Genomic DNA, 23,602 nt, shown 5'->3' with positions numbered 1-23,602 from the left:
AGTTGAGGGCTGAAGCAGCCGCCGGACCAGCCGGCGGCAAGGGAGGTGAAGAATAACGAGCCGACTCGGGACTGGAAGCGGTTACGGCTCAGGGAGGGGCTTAATAATCCAGCTCACCTGGCGCAAATGCTCTGAAAGCGTTATCAGACGGCGTATAGCCCAGCACTTCTCGCGTCTGTGTCAGATCAAAGCGTTTAAAACGGTTATCGGAAATGCCGTAGCCAATAAAGAAGGTGATCTTCTCTGCCTCTACCGCGCCAGTCAGCAATCTGACGGCATCTTCCGGACTCAGCCATGCGCTGTAATCCCGTGCATTATGCAGGCTGTTATCCAGTGCAGGTTCAAACGCCCCGATTCTTAATGCCACACAGCTCAACCCGTGCTGGCTGGCATAGAAGGCGCAAAGTGCTTCACCATAACATTTGGTGACGCCATACAGATTCGCGGGAGAGACGGCCATGCCGGGATGTATCTGGACATCCGCCGGGTAGCCCTCAATGGTCTGCGCACTGCTGGCAAAGACCAGACGACGACAGCGGTGCTCAGCTGCTGCCTTGAGTATCCAGGTCGTAGAGAGAATATTGGCGGGCAGCAGATCGTCGAAACTGGCCTGCGCATCCGGGATACCGGCGAGGTGGATGACGGTATCGACAGGCTCTTCAGCCAGTAATTTCTCCGCCGCACCAGGTTGTGACAGATCCGCCACAATAAAACGATGGGGTGCGGGTATCGTGTAATCCGGCTCACGTAAATCGGTCAGGATAAAACGGTAGTTGTTCTGGCTGGCCGCAAAGAAAGTGCGCCCGATGCGCCCGCTGGCACCGGTAAGAAGGATAACTCTGGTCGTCATCTGCTGATCCTGTTATGCAAAAGAAGCGCTGAGAGATCAGTTAAACAGAGATTCACGACTCAGGCCTGCGTAGCTTTCCGGATTGTGATCTTAAACAGGTCGCTATGCGCCAGAGTGGCACGGATAAAGACCTACGTTACCGCAGCCTTCACTGTGCGCCAGATCACATAAATGGGTTGCTAAGCGCAGCCTGACTTTTTATAGTCTGCCCGCTTCACCCGGACGGGAACACGCTCTGCTTTCTCTCTCCGGCTCACTTCAGTTTTTTCAGTTCTGGCCATTGGGAATCAATTTTGTTAAGAAAAAATCATAAAACCGACGATGCCGGTTTTGTCCGCTGGGCATTACTGGCCCTCGCGCTGGGCGGCTTTGGCATCGGTACCGGTGAGTTCATCATGATGGGCCTGCTGCCAGATGTTTCACGCTCCCTTGCGATTACCGAGCCGCAGGCGGGCAACGCCATTGCCAGTTACGCGATGGGCGTGGTGGTCGGTGCGCCGTTTATTGCGGTGCTGGCGGCGCGAATGGCACGTAAATCGCTGCTGCTGATCCTGATGGCGCTGTTCAGCATCGGTAATGTTGCCAGCGCGATGGCCGACAGCTATCACGGCCTGCTCGTGGCGCGTTTTCTGACCGGGCTGCCTCACGGCGCCTACTTTGGTGTGGCATCGCTGGTAGCCGCCTCGCTGGTGCCGATTGAACGTCGTGGCCGCGCGCTGGCGTCACTGATGCTGGGACTGACGGTGGCGACCCTGATTGGTGTGCCGCTGGGCTCCTGGATAGGGCAGTTATTTAGCTGGCACGTGGTGTTCACCTTTGTGGGCGCAATTGGACTGCTGACCTGCCTGCTGATTGGCCGCTATGTTCCTTACACGCCTGGCGATGTGGATGCGCATCCGCTGCGGGAACTGGGCGCGCTGAAAAACGCGCAGGTGCTGCTGACCCTGCTGGTAGGGGCGGTAGGATTTGGCGGGATGTTCGCTATCTTCAGTTATATCGCGCCGACGCTGATTAACATTGCTGGCATCTCCCCCTCGCTGATCCCCTGGGCGATGGTGGCGTTTGGGCTGGGAATGATTATCGGTAATCTGGTGGGTGGCCGTCTGGCTGATGGCCCGGTGCTGAATATTATTGGCTGGACGCTGTTATGGAACGTGCTGGTGATGCTGGCCTTCCCGATGCTGGTTCAGCATGTGGCAACTGGCCTGCTGGCTACGTTCCTGATCGGCACCTGCTCAGTGCTGCTGCCGTCATTGCAGATTCGCCTGATGGATGTCGCCAATGAGTCGCAAACCCTGGCGGCTGCGATGAATCACTCGGCGTTGAACATTGCCAATGCGATGGGCGCGTATCTTGGGGGCCTGACGGTGTCGCTGGGCTATGGCTGGATCTCCACCGCGTGGGTGGGTGTTGCGCTGGGCGTGGCCGGTCTGATGGTCTTTGTGCTCACGGCGCGTCATGCTGCCCGTCAGCAGACTCAACTGGCCTGATATGAGTAAAGGAGGGCGCAGCGATACTGTTTATCGCTGCGCTTTATTAGTACAGGGCCGCCGTATTATCTTTCAGCAATGATTAACCGCATTATTATTGACTCTATGACCGTTCAGCGAAAATTATCATTCTGTCAGCCCTGATATTTCAAAATGCTCGGAAAATCAACAAGGGCGCTCCGGACGTCTGGATGTTAAAAGTAAATTAAAATAATGTTTGCTAATGTCGGCGAGGCGTGGCTTAATAGCGTCATCGGTTTGGAACACAGACCTTATCAAAGCAGTTTTAGTAAAGCAGTCCTCAGTGCAAGCGATATCACAAGATACCCTTATTCATGAGTCTCCTCCTAAAAGCCTGGTAAGTTACCTTCTGAAAGACAGGCCATCTTCGCCACTTTGTGGCTCATAAATTAAGGAATTATCGATGTCTAATAAAATGACTGGTTTAGTAAAATGGTTTGACGCTGGTAAAGGTTTCGGTTTTATCTCTCCTCAGGATGGCAGCAAAGATGTATTCGTACATTTCTCTGCAATTCAGAGCAACGATTATAAAACTCTGGACGAAGGTCAGCAGGTCGAATTCACTATTGAAAACGGCGCTAAAGGTCCTTCAGCGGCAAACGTTGTCCCTATGTAAGCCTTAACTATCAATAGTGCTTATCAACGCGTGATGGCAATAGCCTGAGCAGATAAGCCTGATATTGATAATTAATTAAAACCCGCCTTGTGCGGGTTTTTTGCGTTTATGATTTGCCTGATGCTTACGCGATATTTTTTGCCCGCGCCAGATATCGGCGCAGGCCAGTAAAAAAATGTTCAGCGCACGCTGGCGACCAGCCACTGCTGCAATTCTGTCAGCTCCGCGCGTTGCTCAGGGAAATCCGCAATAAGCTGATTCAGCACCGGTTCAAGGGCATCGGGCCGATAGGTCACACCCTGCAACCGCTGCGCCAGCGCTTCCAGCGGCGCGGGGTTGAGGCTGTCGCTGAAAATCTGACAGCGGCTGATCACGCCGCGTTCTACATCGAAATGAATCTCCACACCGCCCCAGACAAAACGCTGGTCCAGCAGATGCGAGAAATCGGGTGCCTGACCGAAATTCCACTCCCAGCTACTCTGCTTTGCGAACTGCTCTCTGAAACCCGGCAGATCGGGCAGGGCGTCGGGAGAGATCCTCTCTGGCTCACAGCGCTCACCGTAATAGTTGAAAAATGCGTCCGTCACCGCAGAGCAGATCGCCTGATAGCTGATACCCGGCGTTAATTCCGCCAGATTGGTCACTCTGGCGCGCACTGAGGTTATCCCTTTCGCCTGCAATTTCTTCACATCCGGATTAAGGTAATCCGCCAGGCGAGAGAGGTCGGCATCCATCAGAATAGTGCCGTGATGGAAACCGCGATCCGGCGTTTCACGGTAGGCTGAACCGGATATTTTGCGCAGCCCGTCAGCGGTGTTCACCACTAAGTCATTACGGCCAGAAGCCTCCGCGGGTACGCCTAGCGAAGTCAGTGCGCGCAGGATGATCTCAGTCGAGACGCTTTTATCATACTCCGGCTTGCCGGCCATAAAGGTAAAACAGCAATTGCCGAGATCGTGAAATACCGCGCCACCGCCGCTGCTGCGACGTGCCAGCCGGATGCCATCTTCCGCCATGCGTCGGGTGTTGCACTCTTTCCACGGATTCTGTGCCCGCCCGATCACCACCGTTTCCGCATTACGCCACAAAAACAGCACCCGCTGGGTGGCCGGCATCTGGCGGAAAATGCACTCTTCTACCGCCAGGTTAAACCAGGGATCGTTGGATTCAGATAACAGTAAACGCAGCGTGGACATCGGTGACTCCCGTTCCTTAAGAGAAGAGGCCCATAAAGCAGGGCAGAAGGCAGAGTGTACCAGCCGGGAAACGGGACTACATGCCTCTTCATGCCGTGATGCTGCGGCAAAAAAAGATAAAATGCCGTCTGAAGGGTAATCGCGGCAGATTGGAGTAGGACATTATGACAAAATGGATGACGAGTGTGCTGATTCCCCTGCTTATTTTCCCTTTTGAGAGATCAAAAACCGTATGAACGCTTCCGCTGGCATAGCGATGAAGATCACCGCTGCATTAAGTAGCACGCTGATGCTGGCCTGTGTAAAAGAACTCGATGGGGCGATACCGGTCGGCGAAGTGATATTTTTTCGCTCGCTGCTGGCACTGGTGCCGCTGTTAATCTGGTTGCGCTTGCAGGGCAGCGTGCTGGATGGCATTCGCACCCGCAATATCCGCGGGCATTTTGTGCGCGGTCTGGCCGGAACCGGTGGTCTCTATTTCAGTTATCTGTCGCTGCTCTACATTTCTCTGACCGATGCCACGGCTATCAACTATGCCGCGCCGCTGTTTACCGTGCTACTGGCGGCGCTATTTCTGCGCGAAAAAGTGCGTCACCATCGCTGGGTCGCGGTCTTTACCGGTTTCAGTGGCATTCTGGTGATGTTCTCCGGGCATCTCACACTGACACGTCAGGCAACATTTTCCCTTTCTGCATCGGCGGGTATTCTGCTGGCGTTGATGGCGGCCTTCTGTACCGCCTGTGCGCTGGTGCAGATCCGCTTTCTTAACGGCAAAGAGAAGCCGGGCGCCATCGCTTTCTGGTTCGCTATCACCACGGCCTTAACATCGCTGGTCACGCTGCCAGGCGGCTGGAAAGTGCCGCATGGCAATCAGCTGGCATTACTGGTGGGATGTGGGCTGCTGGGCGGTATTACTCAGATTCTGATGACTCTGAGCCTGCGCTATGCCGAAGCGTCGTTGCTGGCCCCGTTCGACTACACCACCTTAATCTGGTCAGTGGCGGTGGGTTATCTGCTGCTCGGCAATCTGCCAACCTCCACCACGGTGATGGGTGCGATTCTGGTGGTGACAGGCGGCCTTTATTCGCTGCTGTATGAGCGTTACCGCTTCCGTAAAGCGCGGGTAGTTAATGCCAGTCGTTGATCGGCCCGTCCGGCATCGCCTTGTTATTTCCAGAGTGATAACGCAGAGTTAATAATTTGTGATCGCGGCGAAGGAACAGTCGGCTGCATTCGTTTACGTTGTGAGCAATCAAAATGTAATCGATTACTTATTCGTGAGGTTCCCATGATTGCTACAGTGCAGGAGAGAGCAGGCCAGCAGGTGCAGCATAAGCTGCTGGTGCCGCGCCTCTCTCTGATGATGTTTATGCAGTTCTTTATCTGGGGCAGCTGGTCGGTGACGCTGGGGCTGGTAATGACCCGTCACAACATGCCGTTGCTGATTGGGGATGCGTTTTCGGCCGGGCCCATCGCCTCAATTCTCTCGCCGTTTGTGCTCGGCATGTTGGTGGATCGCTTTTTTCCCTCACAGAAAGTGATGGCGGTGATGAACCTGGCGGGCGCAGCGATTCTCTGGTTCGTGCCCCAGGCGCTAATCGCGGAGAATGGGGCGCAGCTGATCGCACTGTTGTTTGGCTATACGCTCTGCTTTATGCCGACGCTGGCGCTTTCAAATAACATCGCCTTTCACAGCCTCGCCAGCAGCGAGAAAAGCTTTCCCATCGTCAGAGTCTTCGGCACCATCGGCTGGATCGTGGCGGGGATCTTTATCGGCGTAACGGGCATTGCTGACAGCGTGGCAGTGTTCCAGCTGGCGGCGCTCTGTTCGGTACTGCTGGCGATCTACAGCCTGACGCTGCCACATACGCCGGCACCAGCCAAAGGATTGCCGTTAAAAGTCCGCGATCTCTTCTGCGCCGATGCCTTCGCACTGCTGCGATTGCGTCATTTCCTGGTCTTTGCTGTATGTGCCACCCTGATCTCTATTCCGCTCGGCACCTACTACGCCTTTACCGCCTCCTGGCTGGCGGATGCCGGCATTCGGGAAGTCAGCACCCTGATGTCACTGGGTCAGATGTCTGAAATTGTTTTCATGCTGATCATTCCACTGCTGTTCCGCCGTCTTGGCGTGAAAGTCATGCTGCTGATTGGCATGACAGCGTGGTTTGTCCGCTATGCACTGTTTGCGCTGGGCATGAATGATGAGACGCGCACGCTGATTTACATTGGCATTCTGCTGCATGGCGTCTGCTATGACTTCTTCTTTGTGGTGGGATTCATCTACACCGATCGGATCGCCGGTGAAAAGGTCAAGGGGCAGGCGCAGAGCATGGTGGTGATGTTCACCTACGGCATCGGCATGCTGCTGGGATCGCAAATCTCCGGTGCGCTCTACAATCAGCTGGTGGCGGGTAACGCCAGCGCAGAGAGCTGGGCGATATTCTGGTGGATCCCTGCCGTGGCGGCTGCGGTGATTGCGATTATTTTCTTCTTCTCATTCAAATACCGTGATTAAGCGGTAACTGAACTCAGGAGTCACAGATGAAAACAGTTAAGGGACCCGGCATCTTCCTGTCTCAATTCATTACCACCCAGCCGCCTTTTAACTCGCTGACGGGGCTGGCGGAGTGGGCCGCCGGGCTGGGATACCGGGCACTGCAGATCCCCTGCCACCAGCCCGCTATTTTCGACCTTGAGCAGGCAGCGGTCAGCCAGACTTACTGCGACGAGGTGAGGGGAACACTGGCCGGTTTCGGACTGGAGATCAGTGAGCTTTCAACGCATCTGGAAGGGCAGCTGGTTGCCGTGAACCCCGCATACGATCTCGCTTTTGATAATTTTGCGCCTGCCGCGCTGCGAGGCGATCCCGCCCGGCGCACCGACTGGGCCATCGCTACGCTAAAGCGTGCGGCTGCTGCTTCTGAAAAACTCGGCCTGCGCGCACATGCCACCTTTTCCGGCTCGCTCGCCTGGCCCTGGTTCTATCCCTGGCCGCCACACCACGAAGCGCTGTTTGATGAGGCGTTTGCTGAGCTGGCGCGCCGCTGGCTGCCGGTGCTGGATAGTTTTGACCATCACGGTGTGGACCTCTGTTATGAGATACATCCCGGCGAAGACCTGCATGACGGTGTCACGTTTGAGCGATTTCTGACGCAAGTGAATCACCACCCGCGCTGCAATATCCTGTTCGATCCCAGCCATCTTCTTCTGCAACACATCGACTATCTGCAGTTCATCGACCTCTATCATCCGCGTATTAAAGCTTTTCACGTTAAGGATGCGGAGTACCAGTTAAATGGACGCAGCGGAGTGTATGGCGGCTATCAACCGTGGCTGGCGCGCGCCGGACGCTTTCGCTCGCCGGGCGATGGCCAGATCGACTTCAGCCGCATTTTCAGCAAACTGGCCCAGTACGACTATGACGGCTGGGCGGTGCTGGAGTGGGAGTGCTGTCTGAAGGATGGCGAGACCGGGGCGCGTGAAGGGGCAGAATTCATCCGCCGGCATATCATCCCGGTGGCTGACCGCGCTTTTGATGATTTTGCTTTATCAGAGAACGCCCCTTCGGTGCGCCATCAGCTGGGTCTGGATCGCGACGTCTGAGGCGGCATGGATTCAAAGGTTTACTGTGGGTGAGTTTTAAAACAGAGGGATCGCTATGTCTATTCAGAAAATCGCCCGGATGGCGGGTGTGTCGGTCGCCACCGTTTCCCGTGTGTTGAATAACAGCGACAGCGTAAAACCGGCTAACCGGCAGAAAGTCCTTGAGGCAATCGAAGAGAGCAACTATCAGCCTAATCTGCTGGCGCGCCAGCTGCGTACGGCGCGCAGCTCGATGATTCTGGTACTGGTTTCCGATATCTCTAACCCGTTTTGCGCAGAGGTGGTCAAAGGCATTGAGGAGCAGGCGGAGAAAAATGGCTATCGCATCCTGTTGTGTAACTCGGGCGCGGATATTGCCCGTTCGCGATCCAGCCTGCAACTGCTCTCCGGCAAGATGGTGGATGGCATTATCACCATGGATGCTTTCAGCAAGCTGCCGGAGCTGAGCCAGCTGATAGGCAAGGCACCCTGGGTTCAGTGCGCCGAACATGATGATAATGGCCAGATCTCCTGCGTCGGGATTGATGATGACGTCGCTGCGCAGTCAGTGGTGCACTATCTGGCCGGACAGGGACGTCAGCGCATTGCGCTGATCAATCACGACCTCCGCTACCGATATGCCCGCCTGCGTCAGCAGGGCTACGCACATCAACTCAAAGAGCAACAACTGGCATGGCAGGCCATCGCTTACGCCAGTGAGTTAAGCTTCAGCGCCGGAAAAGCCGCGATGAATCAGCTGCTGGCGGGCGAGACACGACCTGACGCCGTGTTTGCGGTTTCAGATACGCTGGCAGCGGGTGCCATGGCGGCGATACAGCAGGCGGGTCTGCGGATACCTCAGGACATTGCCGTGGTGGGTTTTGACGGCAGTGAACTGGCCGACATGGTATCGCCGCCGCTGACGACTCTGGCTCAGCCCTCCCGAGAGATTGGCCGTCGTGCCTGTGAGCTGGTGCTGCAAAAAATCATCCGGCCAGACTCTCCGCCACAATGTGTGATCATGCAGGGTGAGCTGGTGGTGCGAGCCAGTAGCTGAAGGATTAATCCGCAAAACCTGGCCCCGCCATAACCTCGTCTTTATTGTCTACTAAAACGCGACAGTCATTGCTAATTCACGCCATTGTGTGACTACCTGGTTTACTTATATGCTGTTTCCATCGAAGGGCATTCGCACTTCCCGAATCAACGAAGGGGCAGAATATGATTGAGCAAAGATTGTCAGAGCAACGCGGCGTGGGCGATCACGGCTGGCTGAATTCACGTCACACCTTCTCTTTTGCAAATTACTGGGATCCAAAGCAGGCGGGCTTCTCAGATCTGCTGGTGATCAACGATGACAGGGTAGCCAAAGGTCGCGGTTTTGGCGCCCATCCTCACAGCAACATGGAGATTATCTCCTATGTCCTGGAGGGCGCGCTGGAGCATAAAGACTCCATGGGCACCGGCTCTGTGATTGTTCCCGGGGATGTGCAGCTGATGAGTGCCGGTAGCGGTGTGACTCACAGTGAGTTCAACCACTCGGGTACCGAGGGTGTTCACTTTCTGCAAATCTGGGTGGTGCCGGCAGAGAAAAATAGTCCGCCAGGCTACCAGCAGGTCTCCGTTAGCGAAGCGGATAAACGCGGTAATCTGCGACTGATTATTTCGCCGGAAGGTGAAAACGGGGCATTGCGGGTGCGCCAGGATATTCGCATCTATGCGGGACTGTTCCAGGGGGATGAGCAGCAGACAATCACTCTGCCGGACGACCGCTATGCGTATATTCATGTGGCGCGCGGCAGTGTCAGGGTAAATGGCCTGCAATTTAATGCCGGTGACGGTGCGCGGGTTCGCAATGAGAAAACCCTGTCGTTCAGTCACGGTGACGGAGCGGAGGTGTTGTTATTCGATCTGCGTCCCAACGAAGTGAATCATCCAACCCGTTAAAATGAAAACTGCGCGGCTGTCACCGCGCAGTTTAAGATTGTTGACTAAATCTGCCAATGCCAGCTTTGAGATCGAGTCTGCGCAGAAAACACGGCCAGATCGGAAAGACGCAAAAGCTGTCATCCATGACTGCTCGACCCGCGCCGTCCCTGGCGCGGGACGCTTTCCTCTTCTGGCCGTGTTATCTGCGCGTTGAGCTTATTTGTTGCGGTCAGATGCAGTCTGAAACTGCGCGGCTTCCACCGCGCAGTTTTTTTGCATCACTGCGCGTTAAGAAACGCCAGCAGATCCTGATTCAGTTGATCCTGATGCGTCACCGCAAAACCGTGCGGCGCATTGTCATAAACCTTGAGTTCAGCACCCTCAATCATCTCCGCCGCCACTTTGCCGGTGGATTCAAACGGAACGATCTGGTCGTTGCTGCCATGAATCACCAGCGTCGGCACATTCACTTTCGCTACGTCAGCACGAAAATCGGTCTCAGCAAAAGCGGTGACGCAATCAACGGTGCTCTTCAGCGAAGCGAGCAGCGCGATGTTCAGCGTCTGCGTCATGACGCCATCAGAAACGGTCTGTCCGGCATTGGTACCATAAAACGGCGTAGCGAACTCTTTGATAAACTGCGCGCGATCCTTAAGCAGACCATCACGAATCCCTTCAAACACCGACATATCGACACCCTGCGGGTAGTCTGCCGTTTTGCCAAAGATTGGCGTGACGGCACCGAGCAGCACCAGTGCCGCGACGCGATCGCTACCATAGCTGCCGATATAGCGCGTGACGTCGCCGCCACCCATTGAGAAACCCACCAGCGTCACATTCTGCAGGTCGAGATGGGTGATTAAATCGTTGATGTCAGAAGCAAAGGTATCGTAGTTATTACCGGTCCAGGGCTGATCAGAACGACCAAAACCACGACGGTCAAAGGCGATAACCCGATAACCGTGCTCCGCCAGGAAGTTCATCTGGCTGTCCCACATATCGGCATCCAGCGGCCAGCCGTGGCTGAACAGAACCGGCTTACCGGTGCCCCAGTCTTTAAAGTAGATCTGTGTGCCGTCGGTCGTTTTAAAGGTGCTCATGGTATTGCCCTCTGTATGACGTGATGGATGAAAAGATGGTGTGCCAGTCACGCTGGCGCCACCAGATAGCGAACCTCGGGTGAATGTTCACCCTGATGAAAAGCGAAAACCCGTCGCTCTATCTTTTTGTCGTTGATGGTGTAGCGCTCTTTCTGACGCAGATGCTCGACCCAGGAGCCGACGACAAACGTCTCAACGAAAATGCCGGGCTGCAGAATATCTTCATACAGTGACCAGTTGATGGCGCCACCGCGACGCCTGACCCGCCGCATATCCTGCATGCAGACGGTAAAGGCATGTGCATCATCAATAGTAATCCGGTATTCGTAATTCACCATCACCGGGCCGCGTTCGTGACGAATATCCAGTGCGGGCGCGTTAACGCCATCACCAATCATATCGAGATTGAGGTCGGGATCCTGGTCGAGACGCCAGCGCCAGACGGTGCTGCTGGCCAGCACCATGCCCAGTGCGGCGATGCAGAGCGACAGCGGAATGCTGAAGTGCGAGGCGAGCTGTCCCCAGAGTGCGCTGCCAGCGGTCATGGAGCCGAAGAACACCGTCAGATAGACCGCCAGCGCGCGGGCTTTCACCCATTTCGCGGCGCTGCGCTGTGCGCCGAGATTCAACGTCGAGAGCACGGCAATCCAGGCAAATCCGGTAAAAAATTCAAACGCATTCAGTAGCCAGAAGTGGCGTACAAAAGCCAGCGCCAGCATGGTCAGGGCGAAAACAAGACTGGCGAGTACCATCAGGCGATCGGCGCTCAGGCGACGACGCAGGCGTGGCAACAGCACCGCGCCGGTAATCGCGCCAACACCGATACAGGCCAGCATGATGCCGTAGCCGCCAGGGCCCAGGCCGAGTTCACGACGCGCCACCAGCGGCAGCAATGCCCAGACCGCACTGCCAAACAGGAAGAAGGCAAAGGTTCGCACCAGCACATTACGCAACACCGGTGCCGCGTGAACGTAGCGCAGTCCGGCACGCACCGCCGGAAAGAAGTGTTCGGGCGGGAGGCGCTGCACGCTCGGCTCCGCCTTCCAGCGCCAGAGCACCCAGGCGACGCCCAGCACTGAGAGCGCATTCAGCAGGAAGACCATCCAGGGACCAGTGAACGAGAGGATCAGGCCACCCAGCGCCGGGCCGATGGCACGACTGATATTAATACCGAGTGAGTTAAGGGCAATGGCCGCACCCAGCTCCGGTTTCGACACCAGATCCGGCACTACCGCCTGAAAGGGCGGTGAACTCATGGCGGCACCGGCGCTCAGCAAGAAGGCTGCCACCAGCAGCACCTCGGGAGTGACATGGCCGGTCCAGGCGAGCACCGTCAGTCCACAGGCGGCGATAAAGGTCCATAGCTGGGAAAACAGCAGATATTTGCGGCGGTCAACGATATCCGCCATCACGCCTGATGGCAGCGCGAACAGGAACATTGGCAGGCTGCTGGCCGCCTGCACCAGCGCCACGGCCAGCGGATCGGCACTCAGCGTCAGCATGCTCCAGTTCACACCCACATCGTTCATCCATGAACCGATATTGGAGACGACGGTGGCGATCCACAGCATGCGGAACACCGGCCTGCGTAGCGGCTGTAACGGCGAAATCTCGCCAGCGGCCTGGACCTCAGGCTGCTCCTGCTCCAGCTGGTGGATATCATTAACCTGCGCCATGACGAACCCCCTGATGTTTCACCGCGCCGATTCGCCAGCCGCCAGGCCCGGTCAGCGCCAGCGTGGTAAAGATAATCAGCAGCAGCCAGCCGAACTGGCCTTCCGCCACTGACCAGCCAGGGTGTACCACCAGCATCGCGACCAGCAGCACCGCGATGATCGGCAGGCAGGCAATCCGGGTACCCCAGCCGAGAATAATAAAGATCGGGCAGATGACTTCTGCCACTATCGCTGGCAGCAGGCTCATCATCGGTCCCAGACCAAACGGGTCTTCTATACGCGTCAGTTCTTCGCTGAAATGCAGAATTTTCGGCAGTCCATGCACCTGTAACAGCAGCAGGCTGCCGGTCAGGCGCAGGAAGAACAGCCCCGCGTTGATGCGGGGCGATTGAGTGATAGCGTTATTCATGATTAAAACGCGAAGCAGCTGCAGCCGAGCGCGCCCCAGAAGGCGTTATCTTCGGCAACCGGAACGCTGGAACCACGGGCGATCTCATGCGAGTGGCGATGAACACCGCAGGGGCCGCTGCAGTGGTGCACAGCGGGCATCATACCCGCACGGCTCTGCGCAACCGGTGGAGCGCTGCGATAGTGACCTGGCACATTCACCACCGGTGACCACTCAGGCAGAACCGGAATAGCGGGCGGCGCATCCGCGCTGAACGATCCGGCGGCATAGACAATATTGCCATCCACCACTGTCAGCACTGACTCAATGCCTTTAATTTCCTCTTCCGGCACGCTGAAGAAATCTTTGCTCAGCACGGCCAGATCCGCCAGAAGACCTACCTGAATCCGACCTTTTTTATTTTGTTCGCTGGAGAACCATGCGCTGCCCTGTGTCCAGAGCATCAGCGCCGTTTCACGGTCAAGGCGGGCATTGACGTCATACATCTGCATGCCGCCTACGGTGCGACCGGAAACCAGCCAGTAGAGCGCGGTCCAGGGGTTATAACTGGCGACGCGGGTTGCATCGGTGCCGAGTCCGACCGGGACGCCGGTTTCCAGCATTTTCTGAACCGGTGGGGTATGGCGGGTGGCTTCAATGCCGTAGCGTTCGGCAAAGTATTCGCCCTGGAATGCCATGCGATGCTGCACCGCAATGCCACCGCCCAGCTCTTTGATACGATCGATATTGCGCTGAGTGACGGTTTCCGCGTGGTCAAAGAACCAGTGCAGACCATTAAACGGGATATCGCGGTTGACCTTCTCAAAGACATCCAGCATCCGGCTGATCGACTCGTCATAGGTTGCATGCAGACGGAAAGGCCAGCGATGTTCCACCAGATGACGCACCACGCGCTCCAGTTCATCCTCCATGCCAGGCGCTAAGTCCGGACGTGGCTCCAGAAAATCTTCGAAGTCGGCGGCCGAGAACACCAGCATTTCGCCTGCGCCGTTGTGACGGAAATAGTCGCTGCCCTGGCCTGGCGTCAGCATATCCGTCCACTTCTCAAAATCTTCCAGTTCATGCCCCGGACGCTGAGTGAAGAGGTTGTAGGCGATACGCAGCGTCATCTGCTTTTTCTGATGCAGTTCAGCGATCACTTCGTAATCTTCGGGATAGTTCTGGAAGCCGCCGCCCGCATCAATGGCGCTGGTCAGACCCAGTCGATTCAGCTCGCGCATAAACTGACGGGTCGAGTTGATCTGCTGTTCCAGCGGCAGTTTCGGTCCTTTGGCCAGGGTGGCGTAGAGGATCATCGCATTGGGACGGGCGATCAGCAGGCCGGTGGGATTGCCGTTGCTGTCGCGCTGGATTTCGCCACCCGGCGGGTTCGGTGTCTCTTTGGTGTAGCCGACGACTTTCAGCGCTGCGCGGTTGAGCAGGGCGCGGTCATAAAGATGCAGCACGAAAACTGGCGTGTCGGGGGCCGCTTCGTTGATCTCATCCAGCGTCGGCATCCGTCGCTCGGCAAACTGGAACTCGGTCCAGCCGCCTACCACACGCACCCACTGCGGTGACGGCGTGCGCAGCGCCTGCTCTTTCAGCATTCGCAGCGCATCGGCAACCGACGGCACCCCTTCCCAGCGCAGCTCAAGGTTGTAGTTCAGACCACCACGTATCAGGTGCAGGTGGGAATCGTTCAGGCCCGGTACGGCGGTGTGACCTTTCAGATCGATCACTTTGGTGCCGTCGCAGTGATACTCCATCGCCTCTGCCAGTGTGCCTACCGCAACGAATTTGCCATCACGAATCGCAACCGCTTCTGCCACCGGATTGCTGCGGTCAACAGTATGAAATTTGCCATGGGTCAGTATCAGTTCTGCTTTACCCAGCGTAACCATAGATCCTCCTCAACGGGGTTGTCCGACGTAGTGCGGGACAGGAAGTGCCGCAGATAACAGGGCACGAATAAGCCGGATTATGGTGAGCGGGTTAATGCGTCGTCTAGTTATACAGAGGGATACCTATACCTTCGTATAGTTATACGCAGAGATAATAGTTTGCCTTCGCCCGTCGCCCTACACTGCGACCAGACAGCCAGCAGCAGGACGTTAAACCTGCACTGACCGTCCTTTTGCTCCGCGCCAATTGGCGAAAATTCCGTTACATAACCTCTATGGGTGAACGCATGTCCAACGCTAAGCTTGAAGTCCTCACGCCACATAACAGCCAGATTATTTTCATCGACCAGCAGCCGCAGATGGCCTTTGGCGTGCAGTCGATTGACCGCCAGGTGCTGAAAAACAACACCGTTGCGCTGGCGAAGGCGGCGAAAGTCTTCAATATCCCCACCATCATTACCACCGTCGAAACCGAAAGCTTCTCGGGCCACACCTATCCTGAACTGCTGGATGTGTTTCCGGGTCAGGACATTCTGGAGCGCAGCTCAATGAACTCCTGGGATGACCAGAAAGTGCGTGATGCGCTGGCCGCGAACGGCAAGAAAAAAGTGGTGGTGTCCGGTCTCTGGACGGAAGTGTGTAACAACAGCTTTGCGCTGTGCGCAATGCTGGAAGGGGATTACGAGATCTATATGGTGGCGGATGCGTCAGGCGGTACCACCAAAGAAGCGCACGACTACGCGATGCAGCGCATGATTCAGGCGGGTGTGGTGCCGGTCACCTGGCAGCAGGTCATGCTGGAGTGGCAGCGTGACTGGGCCAACCGTGACACTTACGATGCGGTGATGAACATCGCCAAAGAGCATTCAGGTGCCTATGGCATTGGTGTGGATTATGCCTACACCATGGTACACAAAGCGCCGTCACGTCAGAAAAGTGAACACCGTACCCTGGCACCGGTTCACGCACCGGTCCGCTAAGGGACGTCCTGCTGATCGGCTTTCTTCTGCCGGTCAGCAGGCATAACAGGAGTCCGGTTATGAATCCTTTACTGCTTTCTCTGGCTGCAGGGATATTGATTGGCCTGTTTTACGGCCTGCTAAAAGTGCGTTCACCGGCCCCGCCCGCGATTGCGCTGGTGGGGCTGCTGGGGATGTTGCTGGGTGGGGCGCTGGTGCACGCAGTCTTGCCCGCAGAGCATACGACCACCCTGCAGCGATCGGATGCGCCGTTTGTTACACCTGTTTCGCGGGTTAGCTGAACATGTTGAAATCCTACATTATTTCTCTCACGGTGGGGCTGCTTGCCGGGGTAATCTATGCCCTGATCAACGTGAACTCTCCGGCACCTCCGGTTATTGCTTTAGTGGGGCTGTTTGGCATGCTGGTGGGTGAGCAGTTGATTCCGCTGGGTACGCGTCTGTTCCGCCGTCAGCCGGTGACGCTGAAGTGGTTTCGCCATGAGTGTGTGCCAAAAATCAGTGGGACACCGCCACCCGATGGCGATGACCACCCTTAAGTCCTCGCGTGCCGTACGATGAGGCGTTTCAGAGGATAACTGCATGGCGCTGTCACAGCGTATTGTCATTGTGGACGATGAACGCGCGGTCCGCAGTGGACTCAGCAATCTGTTGCATTCAGACGGCTATTCGACCCGACTATTTGAGTCAGGTGAGGCGCTGCTGAGCGATGACGATGCGCTTTCAGAGGTGGGCATGCTGATCATCGATGTCGGACTCAAGGGCATGTCCGGCTTTGAGCTGTTCACTATTTTGAAACAGCGGGCAGGTCTGCCACCGGTGATTTTTATCTCAGCAGATCTGGAAGAGACTACCCTGTGGTATGCCATTGCCTTGGGTGCCGTGACTTTTTTGCGAAAGCCGATTGATGTTGATACGCTGCTGACACTGATCCGTTGCGAGTTATCTCAGGGAAAGGTGCGCTGATGAGCATGCTTTCGGTTAATTTTCAGGAGAGTGACGATGCAGGGAACGCGATTGAAGATTTCGACACGCTGACGCCGCTGGCGCAGGATGGCTGCCTGCTCTGGATGCTGGCGCGCCGTCACTCAGGTGAGTCGCTGATAATCGCCACCGGACAGAGTGACGACGTCACGTTTCAGGCGACGCAGCGGCTGAAAAATGAACGAGCGCTGGCCGCTTATCTTTCGCCCCGCTGGGCCATCACCGCGACGGGCACCACCCGTTACCTCAACCGCTATGCGCTGATCTACCCCACATTTCCGTTTCGCAGCCTGGCGAATAACCTCGCGACCCCTCCCGATAAAATCGCTGACTTCCTGCAGGTTGCATTGCAGCTTTGCTACACGCTCGGCCAGGCGCATCATCAGGGCATTGTGCATGGGGATATCAAGCCGGGCCATTTTTTTATCAGTGATGATGGCCGGTTCCGGCTGGGCGGGTTTGGTCTCGCCTCGCTGGCGGCGCAGTCGGCGGAAAAAAACAGCCTGCGCGTCTCAGGCGGTACGCTGGCCTATATGTCACCTGAACATACCGGCCGCACGCCGCATCCGGTCAGCAGCCTCAGCGATCTCTACAGTCTGGGGGTCGTGCTGTATGAGTATCTCACCGGTAAGTTGCCGTTTGGCTCACCGGATGCGGGGGAGGCGGAGTGGATTCATCATCACATCGCCAGCGCACCCCGGCCAGCCGGACAGGTCAGAGAGGATGTGCCGCCGATGCTCTCTGTGATTCTGCTGCGTCTGCTGGCAAAGTCACCTGCTGACGGGTATCAGACCGTGCAGGGGCTGATGGCTGATTTACGCCGCTGTCAGGCGACGCTGACCGCAGAAAACACCATTGCGCCGTTCACGCCCGGTCTGCAGGAGCGGTTCAGCACCAGTTTCCGGCCCGAGACACTGTTCACGCAACATCCGCAGGCTCGCGTGCTGCTGACGACGCTGGATGCGGTCAACCGTACCGGCACGCAGAGCCTGGTGATGCTGAGCGGTGCGCCCGGCTCGGGTAAGTCCGCCATTATCGCTTCCGCCCTGAAAACCCTGCAGCACCGACAGATTCTGCTGGCCGCCAGCAAGGCCGATCAACATTCGCCTGCCGCACCTTATGCCGCAGTCGCCTCAGCGTTTCGCACAGTCACGCTTTATCTGCTGGGATTGTCAGCCCTGGAGCTAAGCAAATGGCGGGTTCGCCTGTTGCGCTTGCTGGGTGGCTATACCGATTTAGCCATTGAACTGGTGCCTGAACTAAAACAGCTGCTGAATATCCGGACAGTGCAGCCGGTGGTGCGCCATGCCCCGGACGCCCGCGAGCAGTTTAATCAGATGGCGTCTGCGCTTATCCAGGCATTTGCCACGCCGGGCCGTCCGCTGGTGATGCTGATTGATGATGTTCACTGGGCAGACAATGCCACGCTGCAACTGCTGGAAAATCTGATTACCCGTAATGAGCATCTGCCTTTTATGCTGGTGCTCGCCTTCCGGGAGGGTGAGTCGATGCCCTGTCCGATGATTGCCGGGTTTCTGCTGCGCCTCAGAGCATCAGCGGCACGTGTCGTGGCGCTGACGCCGCAGCCGCTCAGTGTTAAAAGCATCACCCGCTGGCTGGCGGGAATGCTGCATACCCGTCCCGGCGGCAATCGTGAGCTGGCACAGATTATCTTTGAGAAAACCGGCGGTAATCCGCTCTCGATGCAGGAGTTCTTCCGTCAGGCGGTGGATGATGGGGTGATTGTCTATCGTCAGAACCCGCTGAAGTGGCATTACGACAGCCAGGCGCTGATTGCGCGTCAGTACACCGACAATGTGGCGATGCTGGTATTAAATCAGCTGGCGCGGATGCCGGAGGCAACACGTCAGCTGCTGGGTTCGCTGGCCTGCCTGGGGGCCAGCGGCGAGCTGTCTTTATTAAGTCATATCAACGCGACGTCCGTATCGCGGATTCAGCAGCAGCTTGAGCCTGCCGTCAGCGGCCGCTTTATAACCCTGACTGGCGGGAACTACGCCTTTACCCACGACCGGGTGCATAACGCGGCGTTTTTACTGCTCGACCTCCGGCAGCAACACTCTCTTCATCAACAGGCGGCGGCATGGCTGTCGGCCGCGGTGGCGAATGCCGATCACAGTGAGACGCTGTTCCGCGCGGCTTATCACATCGGCATGATTGCTGAACTGCCGCTTAGTGTCGCAGATCGTGAACGCTATTATCCCCTCTGTTTACATGCTGCGCAGGGAGCGAAACGTGCCGGAGATTATCTCTCGGCGCTGCGCTATCTGCGCAGCGCCCAGCAACTCAGCCAGCGGATGGTGACTGGCAATGATTTTATGCTGGGCATCGATGAGGCGGAGTGCGAATTTCTGCACGGTAATCTCACGACCGCGCAAAAGCTCTGTACCCGACTGCTGAGTGAACCAGGCACGCTGAGTGAAAAATCGATGGCAGCCTGTCTCTCTGCTGAAATTCATATGCGTCAGTCCGACAACCATCTGGCGCTGGAAACTGCGCTAGCCTGGCTGGCAGTATTTGGTGTGCATCTCAGGCGTGATCCGGACGACGCGGAGATTGACGCCGCCTGGCAGGCGATCAGGGCGCGGATCGGCGATTCCCCGCAAGCGGCTTTTTCCCACCTGCCACGCAACACCGATCAGGAAACTGAGTCGGTGCTGAACCTGATGGCCAGCACCATTTTTGTCTCCGCCTACGACTGCCCGCAGCTGCATCTGTTGCTGGTCTGCCGGATGCTGGAGATGACGCTGGATCACGGCGTGACCGGTGCCTCTGCGTTTGGTCTCGCCTGGTTCAGCGTGCTGATCAGCGAACGCTATCAGGCCTGGCATTTTGGCTATGCCTGTGGTCGGGTGGCCCGTGAGCTGGTGGAGCGGCATGACTTTACCCGCTATAAAGCCCGCACGCTGCTGCCTCTGGATCAGCTGGGGATCTGGACGCAGCCGCTGGATGTCGCCGTAGAAAGTGCCCGTGAAAGTTTTCGCGTCGCGGTGATGCACGGAGACCGTTCCTTTGCCTGCCTCTCGTTGCGTCATCAGATCATGAACACGCTGACACGCGGCGATCATCTGGAGTCGGTCATGACCTCCATTGAGCGCGGACTCGCTTTTACCCGCAAAACCTTTTATCCCGATGTTGAGAACGTGCTGGTCATGCAGAAGCAGCTGGTGATGCAACTGCGGAACAGCAACGGGTTCAGGGCAGGCGATCGCGATGGCGCTTTGCCGATGGTGGCGGGCAGCGAGCCGGGCGTGATCTCTGGCCCAAAAGCGATGGTGCTGTTCTGGGCGGGGTTGTATCGGGGAATGGCACATTTCTTTGCGGCAGAATACCGGGAGGCGCTGCGCTGTTTTGCAGAAATTCGTCCGCTGACCAGCGCAGTGCCCGCTTACATCTACCTGATGGATATGCATTTTTACAGCGCACTATCGCTAAGCCTGCAGCCCGGTGCGGCTGACAGCAACACGCTGCGCTGCGATCTGGACAAATTTGCGGGCTGGGCCGACCTCAATCCCGGACTCTTTGCTGATAAATATGCCCTGCTCAGGGCAGAGTGTGCCCGTCTTGCGGGCAACACGGGCGAGGCGCTGAAACAGTATGAAAATGCGATCTGTCTCTCCCGCCAGGGGGGATATCTGCACATTCATGCGCTGGCGAATCAGCTGGCTGGCCGCTACTGCAAAGCATTACAGCTAGATACCGCCGCCGATGCCTACGTTAAAGCGTCGATGAGAAGCTGGGAGAGCTGGGGCGCGCTGGCGATGGTGCGCCAGCTTGAGCAGCACTATCCGCATCTGACCACGCCGATGCAAAACAGTGCAGTGGCGACCATTCCCTTTACGCAGGATGCCTCGTTCTACGACCTGGAGAGTGTGCTGACCGCCGTGCGCGCCCTGACGGAGGAGATCAACCTTGATCGGTTGATTCATACCCTGATGCGCATCCTGCTGGAGCGGGCCGGTGCCCAGCGCTGTCGGCTTATCCGGATTCTGGATGGTACGCTTCCGGAAACGCAGGCCTGGGCAGAAAGCACGGCTGATGGCGTGCGGGTGCAGATTGTCAAAGAGCGCCCCGTCGCAACTGACCTGCCGCTATCGGTACTGGCCGCGGTGATCCGTACCGGTCAGGAGATACGTACTGGCAAGCCGGAAGAGTTCAGTCCGTTCAGTCAGGATCCTTACCTGGTGGCCTCGGGCGCTGCGGTGTTATGTGTTCCGATGTTCAGGCAGGCCAATATGGTTGGGGTGCTCTATCTGGAGAATCGCCTGATGCCCGATGCGTTCACGGCTGAGCACTCCCACATTGTTAAAACGTTGAGCGCTCAGGCGGCAGTTTCGCTGGAGACGGCGCGCCTCTACGCTGAACTGCTGGAGGAGAACAACCATCGGCGACGGGTTGAAAAGCAGCTGCGCGCCAGCAAAACCTCACTGATGCTCGGAGAGAAGATCAGTCATACCGGTACCTGGCGCTGGGAAGTGGCAGAGGACATGATGATGGTGTCTGAAGAGTATGGCCGTATTCTGGGCCTGCCAGCCCATCAAAAAGGGTTGTCGATGGCAGATTTTCTGACCCGCGTTCATCCCGATGATTATGAATGCATCAGCGAACTGGTGACGCACAGCGTCAGTCAGGGACGTAGTATGCAGGCTGAGTTCCGTGTGCTCAGGCCGGATGGGGAATGCCGTTATATCAAAGGCATCGGAGAGCCGGTAGAAAACTTCCCCGAGGTGAAAGAGTACTTCGGCACCATTTCCGATATCACCTCGCAGCGCCAGGCAGAAGATGCCGCGCGCATGGCACAGGCGGATCTGGCCCGTGTAACGCGCGCCACCACAGTCGGGCAACTGACTGCCTCAATCGCGCACGAAATTAACCAGCCACTGATGTCGATCGTGGCCAATGCCGGTGCCAGCCTGCGCTGGTTAAAGCGTGAACCGGTGATGCTGGAGAATGCCAGCAGCAGTCTGGATGAAATTATCAAAGAGGGAAAACGTGCCGGAGAGATAATTCGTGGCCTGCAGGCGCTGACCCGCAATCATGAATCGAGCTTTGCCTCGGAAAACCTCCATCTGATCGCCCGCGATATCCTGGCGCTCTCCAGAGTGGAGCTGGAGCGACGCGGAATTTCGCTGGAGCTGAAACTGAGGGCCGGAAAGGCGGATATCTATTGCGACCGCGTTCAGATTCAGCAGGTGCTGCTGAATCTGGTAATCAATGCCATCGATGCCATGTCCGACGATTTACCGCGCGCGGCGCTTTTGCGGCTGACGTCAGAGAACCCGACGCCGGACACGCTGCGTTTTGAGGTGCTGGATAGCGGCTGCGGCTTGCCGGATGGCGTGCGTGAACGGATTTTTGAGTCGTTCTACACCACGAAGAAAAGTGGCATGGGCATGGGATTAACCATCAGCAAAGGGATCATCAAGAAGCATTGTGGTGAGTTAGGCGCAGAGAACCGGGCGGAAGGCGGCAGCCGTTTCTGGTTCACTCTGCCACTGGGATAATCGTATTGAGGCCAGGTGTCTGCCTGGCCTTAGCGGCGTCGGGTATGATCAATATTGAGCCGCTCTGCCGCCCGCACCAGATCGGTGAGCGACCGCGCCTTCATCTTCTCCATCACCCGCCGCTTGTGAACTTTAGCTGTGATCTCACTGACGCCCATTTCGGCGGCGATCTGCTTATTCAGCAGGCCGCTAATCGCCAGCAGCATGACCTCGCTTTCACGCGGTGTCAGGGTCTGATGTCGCTCCAGTATCTCCCTTCGCTCCTCGGAAGAGGCCATATTCTGCCCGGCGATCTGTAAGGCTTCTGCAACCGCCTGCAAAATACGATCGGGATCGACAGGTTTAGTCAGAAACTCATAAGCACCGGTTTTCATCGCCCGCACTGTGACCGGAATAGTCCCGAAGCCGGTTAAGAAGATAGTGGGAATGGCGTAGCCACGATCGATCAATGCCTGTGCGACATCAAATCCATCTGCACCAGGCAGATTAATATCCAGAATCAGGCAACAGGGAAGGGGAGTAAAAGCGTGAGCCAGGAAATCATCAGCCGAAGAAAAAGAGATAACCGTGTAATCGTCGGCAGTGAGCAGATTACGCAGTGCAGCAGTCACAGCAGCGTCGTCGTCAACGATATAAACGATGGGATTCATAGGGACCTCATTTCAGCCAGGTATTTACTGATAATTTAATTAAGCATGACGCGTAAAGAGGCCCTGATGAGAAAGTGTCGGGCAGGGTTAACAGGATATTACCATAACAGTTATCATTATCATCTTATAATTATCAGCTTGTTAAAATTAAGATAAATGGCTGATAGGTATGAGTAAAATGTGAGCGTCAACTCTGGGGTGGAGCGCCACTGTTCTGGGCGTCAATGCTGATAACTGTCATTTGATCGACATAGCTATGCCATAAATTGTTCGCTCACTCACGGGCAGGAGAATAGTCCCGTTTAATAGCTAAAATAATCCATAAACCCGTTATCCAGATTAAATCGTTTCAGCCTGATATGTACTGGAATAAGTTAGTGGCGGTACGTAATTAATTTGGAAGTAGTCTGTTAACTCGCGGCGGTCCTGATAATTAATTTGCCTGAGGGCAAAACGACGGATTGATAAGCGTGCCGATCATTACCCTGGGTCTTATAGCGAAAGTAGATAGTTGATTATATAGTTACAACATACATTGTGTTTAGTTATTAATCCCAAACTTCACCATTGTGCGGCTAATGCTTATCAACGCGAAGCCACTCTGCCAAATTCTGACGATCTGCCGGGTAAAACCTGACCCGTATTTAGCCGGTAAGAAGTCATTACATTTAAAAAAGCCTTATCTGTCAGCAAGTAACCTTGATAAGCGTAGCGG

At 56.3% G+C, this 23,602-nt stretch carries 19 protein-coding genes; 12 read left to right on the top strand and 7 right to left on the bottom strand.

Annotated features, from left to right (window positions below):
* Positions 1-100 precede the first annotated feature (100 nt).
* Positions 101-850 (bottom strand): NAD(P)-dependent oxidoreductase, encoded by a 750-nt coding sequence (locus AFL22_RS13340; RefSeq protein ID WP_052271581.1) that lies wholly within the window; start codon positions 848-850, stop codon positions 101-103.
* A gap of 293 nt (positions 851-1,143) precedes the next feature.
* Here AFL22_RS13340 and AFL22_RS13335 point away from each other — a divergent pair, with 293 nt between their 5' ends.
* Together AFL22_RS13335 and cspA are read left to right on the top strand one after the other, a co-directional pair.
* On the top strand, positions 1,144-2,340 hold the full coding sequence (locus AFL22_RS13335; RefSeq protein ID WP_052271580.1) for an MFS transporter: 1,197 nt from the start codon (positions 1,144-1,146) through the stop codon (positions 2,338-2,340).
* Positions 2,341-2,764: 424 nt separating this feature from the next.
* Positions 2,765-2,977: an RNA chaperone/antiterminator CspA gene (gene cspA, locus AFL22_RS13330; RefSeq protein ID WP_003855207.1), complete on the top strand. Its 213-nt coding sequence runs from the start codon at positions 2,765-2,767 to the stop codon at positions 2,975-2,977.
* 179 nt (positions 2,978-3,156) lie between these two features.
* On the opposite strand, the gene AFL22_RS13325 is transcribed toward cspA, so the two are convergent.
* On the bottom strand, positions 3,157-4,173 hold the full coding sequence (locus AFL22_RS13325) for a lipoate--protein ligase A (RefSeq protein WP_010247208.1): 1,017 nt from the start codon (positions 4,171-4,173) through the stop codon (positions 3,157-3,159).
* Positions 4,174-4,405: 232 nt separating this feature from the next.
* Between AFL22_RS13325 and AFL22_RS13320 the strand changes: the two genes are divergently transcribed.
* The 5 genes from AFL22_RS13320 (at position 4,406) to AFL22_RS13300 (ending at position 9,705) form a co-directional block, all read left to right on the top strand.
* Positions 4,406-5,317, top strand: coding sequence for a DMT family transporter (locus tag AFL22_RS13320; RefSeq protein ID WP_052271579.1), 912 nt, complete (start codon positions 4,406-4,408; stop codon positions 5,315-5,317).
* Positions 5,318-5,461: 144 nt separating this feature from the next.
* Positions 5,462-6,691: an MFS transporter gene (locus tag AFL22_RS13315; RefSeq protein WP_052271578.1), complete on the top strand. Its 1,230-nt coding sequence runs from the start codon at positions 5,462-5,464 to the stop codon at positions 6,689-6,691.
* 26 nt (positions 6,692-6,717) lie between these two features.
* Positions 6,718-7,779: a sugar phosphate isomerase/epimerase gene (locus AFL22_RS13310; protein ID WP_052271577.1), complete on the top strand. Its 1,062-nt coding sequence runs from the start codon at positions 6,718-6,720 to the stop codon at positions 7,777-7,779.
* A gap of 55 nt (positions 7,780-7,834) precedes the next feature.
* Complete coding sequence (locus tag AFL22_RS13305; protein ID WP_052271576.1) at positions 7,835-8,815, top strand: LacI family DNA-binding transcriptional regulator; 981 nt, start codon at positions 7,835-7,837, stop codon at positions 8,813-8,815.
* 164 nt (positions 8,816-8,979) lie between these two features.
* Positions 8,980-9,705, top strand: coding sequence for a pirin family protein (locus AFL22_RS13300; RefSeq protein WP_052271575.1), 726 nt, complete (start codon positions 8,980-8,982; stop codon positions 9,703-9,705).
* A 260-nt stretch (positions 9,706-9,965) separates the two neighbouring features.
* Here AFL22_RS13300 and AFL22_RS13295 read toward each other — a convergent pair whose 3' ends face one another.
* The 4 genes from AFL22_RS13295 to AFL22_RS13280 are packed head-to-tail and all read right to left on the bottom strand — an operon-like array spanning position 9,966 to position 14,752.
* Positions 9,966-10,787: an alpha/beta hydrolase gene (locus tag AFL22_RS13295; protein WP_010247190.1), complete on the bottom strand. Its 822-nt coding sequence runs from the start codon at positions 10,785-10,787 to the stop codon at positions 9,966-9,968.
* Between the two features lie 47 nt (positions 10,788-10,834).
* The gene (locus AFL22_RS13290; RefSeq protein ID WP_052271574.1) at positions 10,835-12,463 is read right to left on the bottom strand and encodes an MFS transporter; all 1,629 of its coding nucleotides are present in this window, start codon (positions 12,461-12,463) and stop codon (positions 10,835-10,837) included.
* Positions 12,450-12,872, bottom strand: a complete 423-nt coding sequence (locus tag AFL22_RS13285) for a DoxX family protein (RefSeq protein WP_052271573.1) — start codon at positions 12,870-12,872, stop codon at positions 12,450-12,452. Before AFL22_RS13285 ends, AFL22_RS13290 begins: the two co-directional genes overlap by 14 nt.
* A gap of 2 nt (positions 12,873-12,874) precedes the next feature.
* Entirely contained in the window at positions 12,875-14,752 is a 1,878-nt protein-coding gene (locus tag AFL22_RS13280; RefSeq protein ID WP_022624300.1) for an amidohydrolase, read from the bottom strand.
* Between the two features lie 287 nt (positions 14,753-15,039).
* Here AFL22_RS13280 and AFL22_RS13275 point away from each other — a divergent pair, with 287 nt between their 5' ends.
* From AFL22_RS13275 to AFL22_RS13255, 5 genes are read left to right on the top strand one after another with little or no spacing between them, the layout of a single operon-like run.
* Positions 15,040-15,732, top strand: a complete 693-nt coding sequence (locus AFL22_RS13275; protein ID WP_010670331.1) for a hydrolase — start codon at positions 15,040-15,042, stop codon at positions 15,730-15,732.
* A 59-nt stretch (positions 15,733-15,791) separates the two neighbouring features.
* Complete coding sequence (locus AFL22_RS13270) at positions 15,792-16,013, top strand: DUF1427 family protein (protein ID WP_052271572.1); 222 nt, start codon at positions 15,792-15,794, stop codon at positions 16,011-16,013.
* A 2-nt stretch (positions 16,014-16,015) separates the two neighbouring features.
* Complete coding sequence (locus AFL22_RS13265) at positions 16,016-16,270, top strand: XapX domain-containing protein (RefSeq protein WP_010247172.1); 255 nt, start codon at positions 16,016-16,018, stop codon at positions 16,268-16,270.
* Between the two features lie 43 nt (positions 16,271-16,313).
* Positions 16,314-16,697: a response regulator gene (locus AFL22_RS13260; protein WP_010670332.1), complete on the top strand. Its 384-nt coding sequence runs from the start codon at positions 16,314-16,316 to the stop codon at positions 16,695-16,697.
* Positions 16,697-22,237, top strand: coding sequence for an AAA family ATPase (locus AFL22_RS13255; RefSeq protein ID WP_052271571.1), 5,541 nt, complete (start codon positions 16,697-16,699; stop codon positions 22,235-22,237). The genes AFL22_RS13260 and AFL22_RS13255 overlap by 1 nt, the downstream gene beginning before the upstream one ends.
* A gap of 29 nt (positions 22,238-22,266) precedes the next feature.
* Here AFL22_RS13255 and AFL22_RS13250 read toward each other — a convergent pair whose 3' ends face one another.
* Entirely contained in the window at positions 22,267-22,887 is a 621-nt protein-coding gene (locus AFL22_RS13250; RefSeq protein WP_033760375.1) for a response regulator, read from the bottom strand.
* Positions 22,888-23,602: the final 715 nt, after the last annotated feature.

This window comes from Pantoea sp. CFSAN033090, from assembly GCF_001264395.1.
In the GTDB taxonomy this organism is placed as follows: domain Bacteria; phylum Pseudomonadota; class Gammaproteobacteria; order Enterobacterales; family Enterobacteriaceae; genus Pantoea; species Pantoea agglomerans.
Note: the sequence above shows the minus strand (reverse complement) of the source record. Positions and strands in the feature narration are given on the sequence as shown.